We start from the raw sequence: 14,908 nt of genomic DNA, 5'->3' as shown, positions 1-14,908 counted from the left end.
TGCCCTGCATGACGAGTTCGACCGACGCCGTTCCGACGCCCCACGCCACCGCCGAGCAGGTGGAGGCCGCCCGGCACGACAGCAAGCTGGCCCAGGTGCTCTATCACGACTGGGAGGCCGAAACCTACGACGAGAAGTGGTCGATCTCCTATGACCAGCGCTGCATCGACTACGCGCGGGGCCGTTTCGACGCCATCGTGCCCGACGCGGTGCTGCGGGAGTTGCCCTACGACCGGGCCCTCGAATTGGGCTGCGGCACAGGGTTTTTCCTGCTGAATCTGATCCAGTCCGGGGTCGCTCGCCGCGGGTCGGTGACCGACCTGTCGCCGGGCATGGTCAAGGTCGCCACCCGCAACGGGCAGTCCCTGGGCCTGGACATCGACGGCCGCGTGGCCGACGCCGAGGGCATCCCGTATGAGGACAACACCTTCGATTTGGTCGTCGGGCACGCCGTGCTGCACCACATTCCCGATGTCGAGCTTTCGCTGCGCGAGGTGATCCGGGTGCTGCGCCCGGGCGGGCGGTTCGTCTTCGCCGGCGAACCGACCAGCGCCGGCGACGTCTACGCCCGCGAGCTGTCCACGCTGACCTGGCGGATCGCCACCAACGTCACCAAGCTGCCGGGCCTGGGCAGCTGGCGGCGCCCGCAGGCCGAGCTCGACGAATCCTCCCGCGCCGCGGCGCTGGAGGCCATCGTCGACCTGCACACCTTCACCCCCGGTGACCTCGAGCGGATGGCCGCCAACGCCGGCGCCACCGAGGTGCGGACCGTCAGCGAGGAGTTCACCGCCGCGATGTTCGGCTGGCCGGTGCGCACCTTCGAGGCGTCGGTGCCGGCCGGGCGGCTCGGCTGGGGCTGGGCGAAATTCGCGTTCAACGGCTGGAAGGCCCTGAGCTGGGCGGATGCCAATGTGTGGCGGCGCGTGGTGCCGAAGGGCTGGTTCTACAACGTGATGGTGACCGGGGTCAAACCCTCCTGAGCGGTGGGCTGCGGTTCAGCGCCGACGACGTCGGCTACCTGCGGTCGCAAGCCGGCGCCGCGGCGCTGGCGGCCGTCGCCGAACTCGAGCTGACGGACGCCACCCGGGTCGCCGACGTCGCCGCGACCCGCGCCCGCTTCGGTGAGCGGGCGGCGGTGCTGGTGGAGACGGTCCTGTTGCGCCGCCGCGCCGCGGAGAAACTGAGCGGGCTGGGGTGCGCCGTGTCGGACTGGCTGTTCACCGACGAGGCGCTGCAGCAAGCCACCGCCGCGCCGGTGGCGGTGCACCGGGCCGGGCGGCTGGCCGAGGCCGCCCCGGACGCCGTCGTGCACGACGCGACGTGTTCGATCGGCACCGAGCTGGCCGCGCTGCGCGGCCGCGGGATCACGACGGTGGGCAGCGACGTCGACGCCGTGCGGCTGGCCATGGCCCGCCACAACGTGGGGGCGGCGGGGCTCTGCCGCGCCGACGCGCTGCACCCGGTGACCCGCGATGCCGTGCTCGTCGTCGATCCGGCGCGCCGCGCCGAGGGTCGGCGGCGCCTGCGCATCGACGACTATCAGCCCGGCCTGGCCGCGTTGCTGGAGGCGTATCGAGGCCGGGATTTTGTCGTAAAGTGCGCTCCGGGAATCGATTTCGACGAGGTGCGGCGGCTGGGCTTCGACGGAGAGATCGAGGTGACGTCCTATCGCGGCTCGGTTCGGGAAGCCTGCCTGTGGTCGTCGGGATTGGCGCGGCCCGGCGTCACCCGGCGGGCGAGCGTCCTCGACCGCGGCGAACAGGTCACCGACGCCGACCCCGACGACTGCGGCGTGCGCCCAGTCGGGCGGTGGATCGTCGACCCGGACGGCGCCGTGGTCCGGGCCGGGCTGGTGCGCCACTACGGCGCGCGGCACGGGCTGTGGCAGCTCGATCCCGACATCGCCTACCTCTCGGGTGATCGGCTGCCGGCCGGGGTGCGGGGCTTCGAGGTGATCGAGCGGCTGGTCTTCGACGAACGACGGCTGCGGCAGGCGCTCTCGGCGCTGGACTGCGGGTCGCTGGAGGTATTGGTCCGCGGGGTGCGGGTCGACCCCGACGCGCTGCGCAAACGGATGCGGCTGCGGGGCCGCCGGCCGCTGTCGACGGTCATCACCCGGATCGGGTCGGGAACCTCGGGGCGCGCGACGGCGTTCGTTTGCCGGGCGTCCCGGTAGCGCCGGGTACGCTGGCGGCGGTTACTTTTCCGGTCGCACCCCCGCCCTGGCTAGTTTGCGAGGACAATTCCACGATGCGTTATCTGATAGCCACTGCGCTGCTCGCAACGGCGGTGTTGTTGGGCTGGCCGGCCGCCGCCGAGCCGCCGTCGTGCGCGAGCCTCGGCGGCAGCGTCGAGGCCGGCCAGATGTGCCGCGTGCACGCCACCGGCCCCAACTACATGCTCACCATGACGTTTCCCACCGACTACCCGGATCAACAGGCGCTGACCGACTACATCACCCAAAACCGGGACGGCTTCGTCAACGTCGCGCAGAGTTCCGGGGGGCGCGACCAGCCGTACCAGCTGGAGGCCACCACCGACCAGCACAGCGCCGGTCAGCCGCCGCACAACACCCGCAGCGTGGTGCTCAAGTTCTTCCAGGACGTCGGGGGAACGCGGTCGTCGATCTGGTACAAGGCGTTCAACTACAACCTCGGGACGAAGCAGCCCATCACCTTCGACACCCTGTTCCCGCCGGGGACGACGCCGCTGGACGCCATCTTCCCGATCGTGCAGCGCGACCTGGAACGTCAAACCCCTTTGGGCGCCGCGATTTTGCCGTCGACGGGCCATGATCCGTCGCACTATCAGAATTTCGCCATCACCGACGATCAGCTGATCTTCTACTTCGCCCCGGGCGAGATGCTGCCGGCGTTCGGGGGGCCCGCCCAGGCCCAGGTGCCGCGCAACGCGATCCCGCCGCTGGCAATCTGACCACGGCTCAGACCGGCCCGGCCCGCAATTCCATCGCCACGGCCAGCGCCGCCAGCGCCACCTGGGCGAGGCAACCGATGATCGGGACGAAGAAGGCCCTCCTCCCGCGCACCAGCAGGTACACGGCGACCACGACGTCGGCGACCAAGAGGGCGGCCCCGCCCCAGGTGCCCAGGTTCATGGCCCGGTCGATCCAGGCGGGATCGCCGCACTTCTGATAGCTGCACGGGTCGGTGCTCATCACCAGCAGGCCCAGGGCCACAAAGGTCGCCCCGTAGAGGCCGCCATGGATGACCAGCAGGACGAGCGTCGCCACGATGTCGGCGGTGCTTGCGCGCCGGCCCTCCGCCGTGGTGGTCGCGGCGTCCTGCGCTGTGGGGTCGTCGATCGGCACTTAAGGAGTATGTCCCGGTCAGGCCGGCGCGAAACCGTAGACCTGGCCGTCGCTGGTGGCGGCCACCACCCGCCGGTCGGTGCCGACCGCAACCCCGAGCGGATACCCGGTGGCCGCCGGCAGCGGATAACTGTTCAGCGTGTGGCCGTCACCGGGATCGAAGACCAGCACCGACATCCCGGGGGCGCCGTTGGCGGGCGGTCCGCCGACCACCGTGTAGCCGACCCCGGCGCCTGCGAGGCTCGACGACGACAGGGGGACGGCGTCGTCGCGGCGCCACACCTGGTCGGCGTGATCGCCGGCGTCCTTGAACGCGACGAGCCGCGTGTCGGGCCCGCCACCGGACACGATCAGCCCCTGCGGGGTGATCGCCGGGGGAGTCTGCGCCAGAAATCCCAGCGGCGCCGACCACTTCACCTTCGCGTCCGCTGTGCGCAGCGCCCACAGGCGTTCGTCGCGGCCGTTGACGTAGACGGTCGACCCGTCGGCCGAGAGCACCGGGCTGGCGATGGCGCCGGCGCCCACGGCGTCGCTGGTCCACTCCTTGGTCAGCAGCGGCGTCTGCCCGGGGTGGTACTTCAGGCCCACCAGCACAGCGGCCGGTGCCCCCGGCTGCCAGACGCCGAGCACCGCCATCCCGTTGGCGGCCGAGAAGGCGGGGGCCGCCGCCACCGGGCAGCCCTGGCGCGCCGGCGCGCAGTCGGCGAGCCCGCGCGTCGCATCGGTGGGATCGATGCCGTCCACCAGATCGAGCGGGCTGCTCACCACCTGGCCGCGATGTGAGTCGAAAACCAGCACCTGCCCCAGGTGCGTGGCGACGAGTAACTCGCCGCTACCGAGGAACCGCGGCGTCGTGGGCATGCCGATGACCGGCTGGCGCCAGCGCGTCCACTGCGTCACCGGGAACGACAGGAAGGCGCCGGGCTGGCCGACGTAGAGGTTGTCGAAGCCGTCGAGCAGCGGCCCGCCGAAGCCGCCGCCCTGGAACAACCGCACACACCAGCGCTGGCGTCCGTTGTGGTTGTTCTCCCACTCCATCAGCGAACAACCCGCGGAGGTCTGGGCGTTCAGTGCCAGATAGCCCCGCGCGCTCAGCGCCGGTCCGGCGGCCAGGCTCCCCTTGACCGACCGGGTCCACTGCAACGACAGCTTGGTGGCCCCGCCGGTGGGGGTGTAGCTGCTGTTGGCGGCGTCGGCGTATTGCGCCGGCCAGCCTTGTGCGGCCGATGCGTCCACCCACGAGTCGGTGGTGCCGCAGCCGCCGACCCCGGCCACGAGCGCCGCCGCCAGCAGCGCGGATGAGCAACGCCGAAGCCCACTGACGAGGTGTCGGGCAAGCACGTCGGTTTCCAAGTCCTTCCCCAGGGCGTGCGCAGGTGCGGCGGTCGAGTACACGTGAGGGTATCGCTTGGGCTCTCGACTAGGCTTTCCGGCCATGACGAGCATGTGGGGCGCCCCGGTCCATCGCCGCTGGCGTGGATCGAACCTGCGCGACCCGCGCCAGGCCAGGTTCCTCACGCTGGCCTCGCTGAAGTGGGTGCTGCGCAACCGCGCATACACCCCGTGGTACCTGGTGCGCTACTGGCGGTTGCTGAAGTTCAAGCTGGCCAACCCGCACATCATCACCCGCGGCATGGTCTTTCTCGGCAAGGGTGTGGAAATCCATGCCACGCCCGAGCTCGCGCAGCTCGAGATCGGGCGCTGGGTCCACATCGGTGACAAGAACACCATCCGCGCGCACGAGGGTTCGCTGCGGTTCGGCGACAAGGTGGTGCTGGGCCGCGACAACGTCATCAACGCCTACCTCGACATCGAGCTCGGCGATTCGGTCCTGATGGCCGACTGGTGCTACGTCTGCGATTTCGACCACCGCATGGACAACATCGACATGCCCATCAAGGACCAGGGCATCGTCAAGTCCCCGGTGCGGATCGGCCCGGACACCTGGGTGGGGGTCAAGGTGTCGGTGCTGCGGGGCACGTCGGTCGGGCGCGGTTGCGTGCTGGGATCGCATGCGGTGGTGCGCGGGGTGATTCCGGACTACTCGATCGCGGTGGGCGCGCCGGCCAAGGTGGTCAAGAACCGCCAGCTCGCCTGGGAGAGCTCGGCCGCGCAGCGTGCCGAACTCGCCGCCGCCCTGGCCGACATCGAACGGAAAAAGGCCTCCCGCTAGCTGTCCGGTTGCGGCCGGTCGTCGACCTTGAAATGGAAGTTGACGTCGCCCGCGGCGACGTTCGTGACGGTCACCAGCACACCGTATTTCTGGCCGTGGTCGGTGAGCTGACACCGAAGTGTCGCGCCCGCAACGCCTCTCAGATTGTCGGGGCAGGTCACCGAGTCCGGCTTTCTGCCCACCCGCTGGCCGAGCTGGGTGCTGATCGCGGCGGCGACCTGCTCCTTGCCGACCATCTCCACCATGTCGAACTTGACGTCGCCGCCCTCGACGCTGGTGACCGTGACGTTGACGCCGAACGGCCGGTTCTTGACCTTCATTTCGCAGGTCACCTGCGCGCCGAGGGTTGCGGGCAGGTCGTTCGGGCAGTTCACCGACTCGGGCTTGTTGCCCGCGGCGTCGGTCATCTTCGCGGAGATCTGGCCGGCGACCTCGCTCCTGCTCACCGCGTGCGACGAACCGATCGAGCAGGAACAGCCCGCGACGGCGGTGATGAGGCCGGCGGCAGCGCACGAAACCGGCAGCGCGCGGATGACGGTCATTGTCGCCTCCCGAATGGCTTGACCCGTGAATCGGCCGATCATGGCATGCCCATCGGCTACGGGTGCACGATTGGGCAAACGAGCGCCGAGATCAGATGCTCTGATAGCGCCGCAGCGCTTCGGCCCGTTCGGCGGCGTGGTCGACGATGGGCTGCGGATAGTTGTCCGGCCGCCGGCCCCTGCGCAGGTGCACGTCATCGGCCGAGCGCAGCTCGGGCACCCAGCGGCGGATGTAATCGCCTGTGGGGTCGAACTTTTCGCCCTGTGTCGTCGGGTTGAACACCCGGAAGTAGGGCGCGGCATCGGTGCCGCAGCCCGCACACCACTGCCAGCCGTGCTGGTTGTTCGCCATGTCCCCGTCCACGAGCTGGTCCAGAAACCATTCGGCGCCCCACTGCCACGGCAGATGAAGGTCCTTGACCAGAAACGACGCGACGCTCATCCGCACCCGGTTGTGCATGAACCCGGTTTCGCGCAGCTGCCGCATCCCGGCGTCGACGAAGGGAAAACCGGTCTCACCGGCCTTCCACGCCGCGAAGCGGCGCTCGGCCTCGGCGCCGGAGTCGGTCGGGATGCCGTCGAAATCTTTGTTCCAGTTGCGCCACGCGCTCGCGGGCCAGTGGTGCAGCACGTCGGCGTAGAAATCGCGGAAAGCCAACTCCCGCAGGTACGCCTGCGCCCCGCCGCCGCGCAGGTCCAGGTCGGCGGCCAGGGTGCGGGGGTGGACGGTGCCGAATTTCAGGTGCGCCGACATCCGGCTGGTGCCGCGCAGGTCGGGCCTGTTGCGGTCGTCGGCGTAGCTTCTCAATCCGTTGTCGAGGAAGGACTTCCACTGGGCGCGCGCCGCGGCCTCGCCGGCGGCGACATCGAGCGAGACACCGGGGTCGGGGATTTCGCAGTGCTCGACTTGCAGGCGCGCCGGATCGAGCCAGCGCGCGGAGGCGGCGCCCGATGTGGCCGGGGCCCGCCAGCCGACTTTGTGCCACTGCCGCAGAAACGGTGTGAACACCTGGTACGGGGAGCCGTCCGGCTTGGTGACGCGTCCGGGCGAGACGAGGTACGGCGAGCCGGTCGCCACCAGCGGGACCGCGCCCAGTGCGGCGCGCACCCGTTCGTCGCGGCGCGTGCCGAACGGCGCGAAGTCCTCGGAGATGTGCACCGACGTCGCGCCGATCTCCTTGGCGATGTGGGGAATCTGGGTGTCGGGCCGCCCGCGGGTGACGAGCAGCCGCCCGTCGAGGTCCGCGCGCAGCCGCCGCAGCGAGTCACCCAGGAACTGCAGCCGGCGCTGTCCCGACGAGCTTTCCAGCCGCGGATCGAGCACAAAGCAGGCGAGCACCTCGTGGGCCTCGGCCGCGGCGAGCAGCGCCGGATGGTCACGCAGCCGCAGATCGCGGCGAAACCACAACAGGGCGGGCATGATTCGGCCCCTTAACGGTTGAGCCGCCAGATGTGGGTGGACAGGACGGTCGCGAAGCCGCACCACATGGGGTAGGGCAGTAGCGCCGGCCCGCCCCGCGGGCCGGCTTGCGCGGTGCGCCTCACCAGGTCGGCGCTGCTGGCCGTCAGCGCCGCGGCACCGACCGCGGCCGCACCGAGCTTGTGGTACCGAAAGAAGAGCCAACTCCACCCGGCGTTGAGGAGCAGATTGACCACCAGGGCAGCGGCGTAGCTGCGCGCCTGGTCATGGCGCCCGGTGGCGCGAAACCGGTCGATGGCCACCGCCGACGTGACCGCGATGTCCGCGTAGAGCGTGGTCCACGCGACGGGGAAGGCGGCGCGCGGCGGCTGGTACGCGGGCTTGCGAAGCCGCGCGTACCACGGCGAGGCGGCGTTGGCGCTGGCGACGCTGCCGGCGCCGGCGGCCGCGGCGACGCCCAGGGCCGTCGCACCTAAGATCGATTTGTTCACGGCGTGCTCCGTTCGCGTTGGGCCCGATCCGCTTGTTGTTCAACGGGTTCGGCATTGGCGGGGCTGGTGGGCCACCAGATTCGGTCGCCGATGAGGGCGAACAACGCCGGGATGACCAGGGTGCGCACCACGAAGGTGTCGAGCAGGATGCCCAGGCCGACGATGATCCCCAACTGCGTCAGGACGATCAACGGCAGCACCCCGAGCACGCAGAACACGGCGGCCAAAACGATTCCCGCGCTGGTGATTACGCCTCCGGTCGCCGACACCGCGCGCACCATCCCGTCGCGCGCGCCGTGCCGTGCGGCCTCTTCGCGGGCGCGGGTGACCAGAAAGATGGTGTAGTCCACGCCGAGGGCGGCCAAGAACAGGAAGGCGAACAGCGGGGTGGTGTTGTCCAGTGCCGGAAAACCGAAGATATGGATGCTCGCCCAGCCGCCCATGCCCAACGCGGCCAGGGCACCCAGAATCGTCGCGGCCAGCAGGGTCGGCGGCGCGAGGGCGGATCGCAGCAACGCATACAGGACGACCAGGATGACGGCCAGGATCGCCGGGATCAGCAGCACGCGGTCATGCGCGGCCGCGTCCCGGACGTCGAGGGCCTGCGCGTCGGCGCCGCCCACCAGCGCGCCGGGGTCGGCGGCCCGGGTCGAATCCCGCAGTGCGGCAACGATGCCGAACGCCCGGTCGGACGACGGCGGTGCGTCGATCACCACCGACCACTTCGTCAGCCCCGTTTCCGCGCGGCCGGACTCGGTCACCGAGACGACGCCGGGCGTGGCCCCGATCGCCTGCCGCACGGGCGACGCGTGGGCGGTGGGCGCGACAACCAGTGTCGGGTTGGCCAGGCCGGCCGGGAAGTGTTCGGCCACCACGGCGTAACCGGACACCGAATCCGCGCGCACGCGGAACTGCTCGGTCTGCGACAGCCCGATCCGGGTCCCCCACAAGCCCGTGCCCAGGGCGGCCAGCACCGCGATCGCGACCACCGCAACCAGCGCGGGACGACGGGCGACCGATTCCGCGATGCGCCGCCAGGCACCGGAATCCCGGTCCTCGGCGTCGTCGGCGTGCGGGATGAACGGCCAGAACAATCGGCGGCCGCACACGGCCAGCATCGGCGGCAGGATGACCAGCACCGACACCGCGGCGACCACGAGGCCGCACGCCGCCAGCGCGCCCAGACTGCGTGTGCTCGGAGTGGCCGCGAACAGCAGCGTGAGCAGCGCCAGCACCACGGTGGCATTGCTGGCAACGATGGCCGGCCCCGCCCGGCGCACGGCGTGCCGCAGCGCGACGCGGTGCCCGGAATGGCGCCGTAGCTCTTGGCGATACCGGGAGATCAACAACAGCGCGTAATTGGTGCCCGCCCCGAACACCAGCACGCTGGTGATGCCCGAGGTGGCGCCGTCGAAGCTCAGCCCGGTCAGCGACGCCACCGCCGTACCGACCGCGGCGGCGACCCGGTCGGCGAATCCGACGACGAGCAAGGGGACCAGCCACAGCACCGGGGACCGGTACGTGGCGATCAGCAGCAGCGCCACCACCGACGTCGTCACGGCGAGCAAGGTGATGTTGGCGTTGGTGAAGGCGCTGGCGATGTCGGCGCCGAACGCCGGCCCGCCCGTGACGTGCACCTGCAGATCCGTGGGCAGGCCGCTCGCCGCGGCCGTGCGCAGCGCCGTGACCGTGCGGTCGAGGTCAAGCCCCGACAGGCCGCCGCTGATCGGCACGATGCCCAGGACGGCCTTCCCGTCGGTCGACGGCAGCGCGGGCGCCGCGCCATCCCCGCCGGGCGGCGCGGCGGCCTGGGCCCGATCGCGGGCCGCGCGTGCGGCCGAAACGTCCGAGGGGCTGAGCACCGCGCCGTCGGTCCGGCTGACCACGACAATCACCGGGGCGCGGTCGCCGCCGGTGAACTGCCGCGACAGCGCGTCCACCTCGGCCGACGCGGAGTCGTCGGGCAGCGATTTCGGTGACTGGCCCGCCGCCGCGTTCTCGCCGATGAGAACCATGAAACCGACCCCCAGCAGGGCCGCGACCAGCGCGAGCAGCCACGAACGTCGACCCGTCACAGCGGTGGCCAAGGGCTCCCATACCACGAACACAACCCTTTCAGTTAGTTAAACATTAATCAACTGAAACGACGCAGCGCCACGAAGTCGGCATGGCGCTGCGCGAAAGGGGGCACTATGAACATTATGGACGCGATGCGGAGACATTGATGGACGCGAGGCTTGCCGGCGATGACCGCTGACCGTGGCGCGATGAAGAATCGCAAGCGGCGGCACATCGACGTGTGCCTGAGCGAGCCGGTCGGTTATGCCGGGGTCAGCACCGGCCTGGACCGGTATCACCTGCCCTACAACGCGCTCACGCAGACCAGCCTGGGCGACATCGACCTGTCCACCACGTTTTTCGGTGCCAACCTGCGCTCTCCGATCCTCATCGGCGCGATGACCGGGGGCGCAGAGTTGTCCGGGACGATCAACCGCAATCTGGCGGCCGCCGCCCAACAGCTCGGCGTCGGCATGATGCTCGGCTCGCAGCGCATCATGCTCGACAGCGCGCTGGGGGAGCGCGCCGCGGACAGCTTCACGGTTCGCGACGTCGCCCCAGATGCGTTGCTGTTCGGCAACATTGGGCTATCCCAGCTGGCGAAGGCGGCCGTGCCGGACCTGGCCAAGGCCCTCGATCGGGTGGGCGCCGACGCGCTTGCCGTGCATACCAATCCGTTGCAGGAAGCGATGCAACACAACGGCGACACCGACTTCTCCGGCTCGGTGGACCGGCTGCGCGAAGCGGCCGACGCCCTCGGCTACCCCGTGTTGCTCAAGGAGGTCGGCCACGGGATCGGCGGCGCCGCGGTGGCCGAACTCCTTGGGGCCGACGGCACGCTTCCGGTTGCCGGAATCGACGTGGCGGGCGCCGGCGGCACGTCGTGGTCGCGGGTCGAACAGTTCGTGCGTTACGGCGAACTGCGCCATCCGGAGTTGGCCGACTGGGGAATCCCCACCGCGCGTGCGGTCGTGGAGGTGCGCGAGGCGCTGCCGGAGATCCCGCTGGTGGCGTCCGGTGGCATTCGAACCGGGATGGACGCGGCCAAGGCGATCGCCCTGGGGGCCGACGTCGTGGCGGTGGCCCGGCCGCTGCTGCCGGCCGCGATCGAATCCACTGCGGCGGTGGTGGATTGGCTGCAGCCGTTCATCGATGAGCTTCGGGTTTGCCTGCACGGCTGCGGTGCGGCAAACCTCGCGGCGCTGCGCGACGTCGACCTCGTCCGCGTTACGTAGCTTCGCGCGACGTGGCTGTCATCCTCGCGTACGGCTCGCCGGCACTCGGACATCTGCTGCCGGTCGGCGCCCTGCTGGCCGAACTCGCCCGGCGGGGTCACGACGTTCATGTGCGCACCATGGCGGGCGGCGTCTCGACGATGCGCTCGGTTGGCGTGCACGCCGCGCCCGTCGATCCGCGAATCGAGGCGATTGCCGGGAAGGACTGGCGGGCGCGAAACGCCTTGGAGGTCTTGACCTCGTCGGTCGACGTGCTGTGCCGGCGAGCGGTGTTCGAGGTCGACGACCTGCGTCGGGCCGTGGCCGAGGTTCGGCCGGATGCGGTCATCGTGGACGCGAATTGTTGGGGCGCCTTGTCGGCCGCAGACGCCGGGGAGATTCCGTGGTCGCTGTTTTCGCCGTTCACCCCGTACCTGCGCTCCCGGGGCGTGCCGCCGTTCGGTCCCGGGCTGCGGCCCCTGCCGGGCGTCGTCGGTGACCTGCGGGACGCCACGGTACGCCCGATCGTGAGGTACCTGTTCGACCGGCCAATGCTGCCGCGCGTCAACGCAATTCGCGTGCAGCTGGCGGTGCCACCGGTAACGTCGGTGGACGGCTTCATGCGCCGCGCGCCGCTGCTGCTGGCCGTCGGAGGCGAGCCTTTCGAGTATCGGCATCCGGGATGGCCCGATGTGTTGCACCACATCGGCGCGTGCGTATTCGAGCCGACCGAAACCGTGACAGCGGGTTGGATCGATGACCTCGACCGGCCCGTCGTGCTGGTGAACACGTCGTCGTTGCGGCAGGCCGACGAACCGCTGGGGCGAATCGCCTTGCACGCGCTGGCCGATGAGGACGTGCACGTCGTGGCGACGTTTCCGGCGGGCATACCCACCGATTTGCCGCGCCCCGACAACGCGACGGTATGCCGTTTCGTGCCGCACACCGCCGTCCTGGAGAAGGCCGCCTGCGCGATCACGCATGGCGGAATGGGGACCACACTGAAGGCTCTCGACCGGGGTGTACCGGTCTGCGTCGTTCCCTTCGCCCGCGATCAGGCCGAAGTCGCCCGGCGGGTGGAGGTCGCTCACTGCGGCACCCGGCTGAGGGCGAAAAAACTCACACCGGCGCGGCTGAGAGCGAAGGTGCGTCAGGCAATGACGATGGCGGACGGTGCGCGACGGGTGGCCGCCGGGTTCGCGGCCACCGGAGGTGTGGCCCGCGGAGCGGATCTCATCGAGCAGCGGCTGTTGGGATGCACCGTCGAGCGCCCGGTGCACTAACCGGCCCGGTGCGTCTCAGCGCACGGCGCCGCCGCGGCCTTTCGCCGGGGTGCGCTTCCCCTCGGGGGTGGCGGGCCGTTTGGGAGCCGGTGCGGTGAGCGTGGATTCGAAGGCGGACATCGCCTCGATCATCGCCGTGAAAACCCGATGAGCGGCCGCCAAGTCGCGGTCGGGAAGCTCGGCGAGGGCGGTATGCAGTTCGGCGCCCAACGGCGTGAAAAATGAGCGCGCCAGCGCCATTCCAGGTTTCTCGTAGCGCAGCAGCGTCTTGCGGCGGTCCTGCGGGTCCGGTTCGCGCCGGAGGTGCCCTGCGTCGATCATGCGGTCCACGAGATAGGTGATGGCGGCGGGCGATACGTCCATGCGCCTCCGCAATTGCGCCGCCGTCAAAGGCGTTCCGGCAGTCTCGGCGACCATGATGTGCAGCAGGGCGTGGAAGTCGGTGCCGCTGACCTCGTTTTGCCGCGCGAAGTGCCGGCCGATGCGGTCGGACTGCGCCGTGATCGCGCGCATGTCCGCCGACATCAACTTCTCGAGTTCGGCTCGGTCCATTCGCCGGTCAGCGGCGCCGCGCTTGGTCACTTACCCGCATCCTCTTGCAAGATAGGCCGACCAGCGTTTCGGGACCGCTGCGCGCGGCCCCCGGTCCGGTCGGTGGCCATCAGCCTACGGCACCCCTACCGGATCACCGTGGCTTAGCCGGTGGGTCGAGGCGGTGTCACGACTTCGCGGGGTCGTGACCCCAGTTCATCAACGAGTAGCGCCAGGGGCTCTCGTCGATGTTGCCCTGTGGACGTTGCGCCAGATGGCGCTTGGCGTACCCGACAACCTTGCGCATGTGCGCGTAGTCGGCCTCGGTGAGGTCTTGTCGCTTCGCCGTGAGTATCTCGACGATGCGGCGCCCGCTGGCATGACCGGTCGACTCGCTCTCGCCCTGCTTTTGTCCCACGGCGTTCGACTCTTCTGTGGCGAGCCACTTTTCCAGCTCACCGGCGGTCATGTTCACCGCGTCGTGGAAGCGGGCCCAGGTGGTGTCCTTGTCCTCTGTCATCGGATGACCCTCGACACGAATCAGTCCGCGCGGCGCAGCGCGTCCGGCTTGTGCACCGCATCCGCGCCCGTCTTGTCGCTGCGCACCTTGTACTGCGGCTGGTCCGCGGAGGCGCGCACCGTGCGCCCGGCGGCCTCGGTATCCGAGGTGATCTCGCCCTCGACGGTACCGCGGACCGTCGTGCCGTGGCTTTGCCACTCGACCGCGTCGCCCTTGTCGAATTCTCTGTTGCTCATAGGTTTTCACCATTCGTCGATTCGTCGTTGGGCGACGCGGTGTGGGCGGGGTGACCCGCGGTGCGCCGCTCCTCTTTCATCGCCATCTCGTAGCGGTGGCGCTGTCCGCCGGCGAGTCGCATTCGCACCAGCTGTTCGATCTCCTTGAAGCAGCGGTAGTAGCCGTCGTCGTAGTCTTCGACCACCTGAAAGCTCCAGCGCCCCGGGAGGACGTTGCGCCCGATCAGCTCGCGGCTGATGTGTTGGGCCAGACCGGCGTGCCCGAGTTCGTGCAACCGCGACACCGCCTCGTCGAGTTGGAGGTCGGCATGGCCGGTGAGTTGGTGGAAGGAGTACAGGTGTCCCCGGGCGCGCTCGATGGTTTCCAGCGCCTCGGTGACTTTTCCCACCGCCTGCGTGGCGCCCTCGCCGGTGTTGTCGAAGCTCATGGTGTTCCTTCCCCGTATTCCGCTATGGCATTCCCGCTGAGCAGGGCGCCGAATCGCGGAGACGTTTCATGTATTCAATAGTCAAATGCTTGTGGCTACAGACCGCGGCGTCCTGCGGTTTGAACAGGTGCTCCTCGGGTATGTGATGGCCGATGACCGTGCACGAGACGTCGCAACGCCTGCGGGGCGCCCAGCGCAAAGTGCTGCGCCTGCAACGGCGTGTGTGGCTTGCCGAACTGGCCCTGTGGCCGGCCGCGATCGTGTTCGCGGCGCTGGTGCTGGGCACCGTATGGCTGCTGTGGCGGCGCTCAGCCGTTCACGCCGACGGGCCGCCTCCGGGGATGAAGGATCCGCCGCGCCAGGACGCACCATGAGACGCCGGCCGCGCTGAACGCCAACGCCTGTGCGGCACCAATGCGCCCGGTCGGCACGAAATGACCTGCGACATAACGCTCGATGAAGCCCGCGGTCGGCAGCGGATTCATCCCCGCGCTGCGGCGGGCCCACGATTCCAGGATGGTCAACGGGCAGGGGAGCCTGAGCGTGACGACGGCGATACCCCAACCCACCGCCGGCACGTGCAGCGCCATGGTGCGCGGCCAGCGCAATGCGAGAAAGCCGCCGCTGGGCACGTAGAGCAGGTACGCAAGGTGCGCGCCGACGGTCACTGCGACCGCGACTGCG

18 protein-coding genes are annotated in these 14,908 nt (G+C 69.8%); 7 read left to right on the top strand and 11 right to left on the bottom strand.

The window, feature by feature from the left end; all coding sequences use genetic code 11:
* Positions 1–8 precede the first annotated feature (8 nt).
* From W7U_RS14440 to W7U_RS14430, 3 genes are all read left to right on the top strand, one after another.
* The gene (locus tag W7U_RS14440) at positions 9–980 is read left to right on the top strand and encodes a class I SAM-dependent methyltransferase (RefSeq protein WP_008259148.1); all 972 of its coding nucleotides are present in this window, start codon (positions 9–11) and stop codon (positions 978–980) included.
* Positions 938–2,176 (top strand): class I SAM-dependent methyltransferase, encoded by a 1,239-nt coding sequence (locus tag W7U_RS14435; protein ID WP_179960106.1) that lies wholly within the window; start codon positions 938–940, stop codon positions 2,174–2,176. The genes W7U_RS14440 and W7U_RS14435 overlap by 43 nt, the downstream gene beginning before the upstream one ends.
* A gap of 74 nt (positions 2,177–2,250) precedes the next feature.
* The gene (locus W7U_RS14430; RefSeq protein WP_008259136.1) at positions 2,251–2,934 is read left to right on the top strand and encodes an esterase; all 684 of its coding nucleotides are present in this window, start codon (positions 2,251–2,253) and stop codon (positions 2,932–2,934) included.
* A gap of 7 nt (positions 2,935–2,941) precedes the next feature.
* Here the strand turns inward: W7U_RS14430 and W7U_RS14425 are convergent, their stop codons facing one another.
* Both W7U_RS14425 and W7U_RS14420 read right to left on the bottom strand, forming a co-directional pair.
* Entirely contained in the window at positions 2,942–3,322 is a 381-nt protein-coding gene (locus tag W7U_RS14425) for a DUF6264 family protein (RefSeq protein ID WP_170320619.1), read from the bottom strand.
* Between the two features lie 24 nt (positions 3,323–3,346).
* The gene (locus W7U_RS14420; protein ID WP_008259132.1) at positions 3,347–4,681 is read right to left on the bottom strand and encodes a PQQ-binding-like beta-propeller repeat protein; all 1,335 of its coding nucleotides are present in this window, start codon (positions 4,679–4,681) and stop codon (positions 3,347–3,349) included.
* An 82-nt stretch (positions 4,682–4,763) separates the two neighbouring features.
* Between W7U_RS14420 and W7U_RS14415 the strand changes: the two genes are divergently transcribed.
* On the top strand, positions 4,764–5,501 hold the full coding sequence (locus W7U_RS14415; protein WP_008259129.1) for an acyltransferase: 738 nt from the start codon (positions 4,764–4,766) through the stop codon (positions 5,499–5,501).
* Here W7U_RS14415 and W7U_RS14410 read toward each other — a convergent pair.
* The 4 genes from W7U_RS14410 to W7U_RS14395 all read right to left on the bottom strand — a co-directional run bounded on the left by W7U_RS14410 (position 5,498) and on the right by W7U_RS14395 (position 10,062).
* Positions 5,498–6,043, bottom strand: a complete 546-nt coding sequence (locus tag W7U_RS14410; protein ID WP_036429584.1) for a DUF4333 domain-containing protein — start codon at positions 6,041–6,043, stop codon at positions 5,498–5,500. The two genes, W7U_RS14415 and W7U_RS14410, sit on opposite strands and share 4 nt — an antisense overlap.
* Positions 6,044–6,134: 91 nt before the next feature.
* Complete coding sequence (locus W7U_RS14405; protein ID WP_008259125.1) at positions 6,135–7,463, bottom strand: deoxyribodipyrimidine photo-lyase; 1,329 nt, start codon at positions 7,461–7,463, stop codon at positions 6,135–6,137.
* Between the two features lie 11 nt (positions 7,464–7,474).
* Positions 7,475–7,954 (bottom strand): TspO/MBR family protein, encoded by a 480-nt coding sequence (locus W7U_RS14400; RefSeq protein ID WP_008259124.1) that lies wholly within the window; start codon positions 7,952–7,954, stop codon positions 7,475–7,477.
* Positions 7,951–10,062, bottom strand: a complete 2,112-nt coding sequence (locus tag W7U_RS14395) for an MMPL family transporter (RefSeq protein ID WP_008259123.1) — start codon at positions 10,060–10,062, stop codon at positions 7,951–7,953. The genes W7U_RS14400 and W7U_RS14395 overlap by 4 nt, the downstream gene beginning before the upstream one ends.
* Positions 10,063–10,200: 138 nt before the next feature.
* Between W7U_RS14395 and fni the strand changes: the two genes are divergently transcribed.
* Positions 10,201–11,247 (top strand): type 2 isopentenyl-diphosphate Delta-isomerase, encoded by a 1,047-nt coding sequence (fni, locus tag W7U_RS14390; protein ID WP_008259122.1) that lies wholly within the window; start codon positions 10,201–10,203, stop codon positions 11,245–11,247.
* Between the two features lie 11 nt (positions 11,248–11,258).
* The gene (locus W7U_RS14385; RefSeq protein ID WP_008259121.1) at positions 11,259–12,509 is read left to right on the top strand and encodes a glycosyltransferase; all 1,251 of its coding nucleotides are present in this window, start codon (positions 11,259–11,261) and stop codon (positions 12,507–12,509) included.
* Between the two features lie 15 nt (positions 12,510–12,524).
* Here W7U_RS14385 and W7U_RS14380 read toward each other — a convergent pair whose 3' ends face one another.
* The 4 genes from W7U_RS14380 to W7U_RS14365 all read right to left on the bottom strand — a co-directional run bounded on the left by W7U_RS14380 (position 12,525) and on the right by W7U_RS14365 (position 14,224).
* Entirely contained in the window at positions 12,525–13,091 is a 567-nt protein-coding gene (locus W7U_RS14380) for a MarR family transcriptional regulator (RefSeq protein WP_008259120.1), read from the bottom strand.
* A 136-nt stretch (positions 13,092–13,227) separates the two neighbouring features.
* Complete coding sequence (locus tag W7U_RS14375; protein ID WP_008259119.1) at positions 13,228–13,560, bottom strand: DUF3140 domain-containing protein; 333 nt, start codon at positions 13,558–13,560, stop codon at positions 13,228–13,230.
* Between the two features lie 20 nt (positions 13,561–13,580).
* Positions 13,581–13,796: a DUF2945 domain-containing protein gene (locus W7U_RS14370; RefSeq protein WP_008259118.1), complete on the bottom strand. Its 216-nt coding sequence runs from the start codon at positions 13,794–13,796 to the stop codon at positions 13,581–13,583.
* Positions 13,793–14,224, bottom strand: coding sequence for a hypothetical protein (locus W7U_RS14365; RefSeq protein WP_008259117.1), 432 nt, complete (start codon positions 14,222–14,224; stop codon positions 13,793–13,795). Before W7U_RS14365 ends, W7U_RS14370 begins: the two co-directional genes overlap by 4 nt.
* A gap of 152 nt (positions 14,225–14,376) precedes the next feature.
* Between W7U_RS14365 and W7U_RS14360 the strand changes: the two genes are divergently transcribed.
* Complete coding sequence (locus tag W7U_RS14360; RefSeq protein ID WP_008259116.1) at positions 14,377–14,598, top strand: hypothetical protein; 222 nt, start codon at positions 14,377–14,379, stop codon at positions 14,596–14,598.
* On the opposite strand, the gene W7U_RS25640 is transcribed toward W7U_RS14360, so the two are convergent.
* Positions 14,533–14,892, bottom strand: coding sequence for a DUF2784 domain-containing protein (locus W7U_RS25640; protein WP_008259115.1), 360 nt, complete (start codon positions 14,890–14,892; stop codon positions 14,533–14,535). The genes W7U_RS14360 and W7U_RS25640 overlap by 66 nt on opposite strands.
* Positions 14,893–14,908: the final 16 nt, after the last annotated feature.

Source organism: Mycobacterium sp. H4Y, assembly GCF_000364405.1.
Classification (GTDB): domain Bacteria; phylum Actinomycetota; class Actinomycetes; order Mycobacteriales; family Mycobacteriaceae; genus Mycobacterium; species Mycobacterium intracellulare.
The sequence above is the reverse complement of the archived record's forward strand: the minus strand, read 5'-3'. Positions and strand labels throughout refer to the sequence as shown.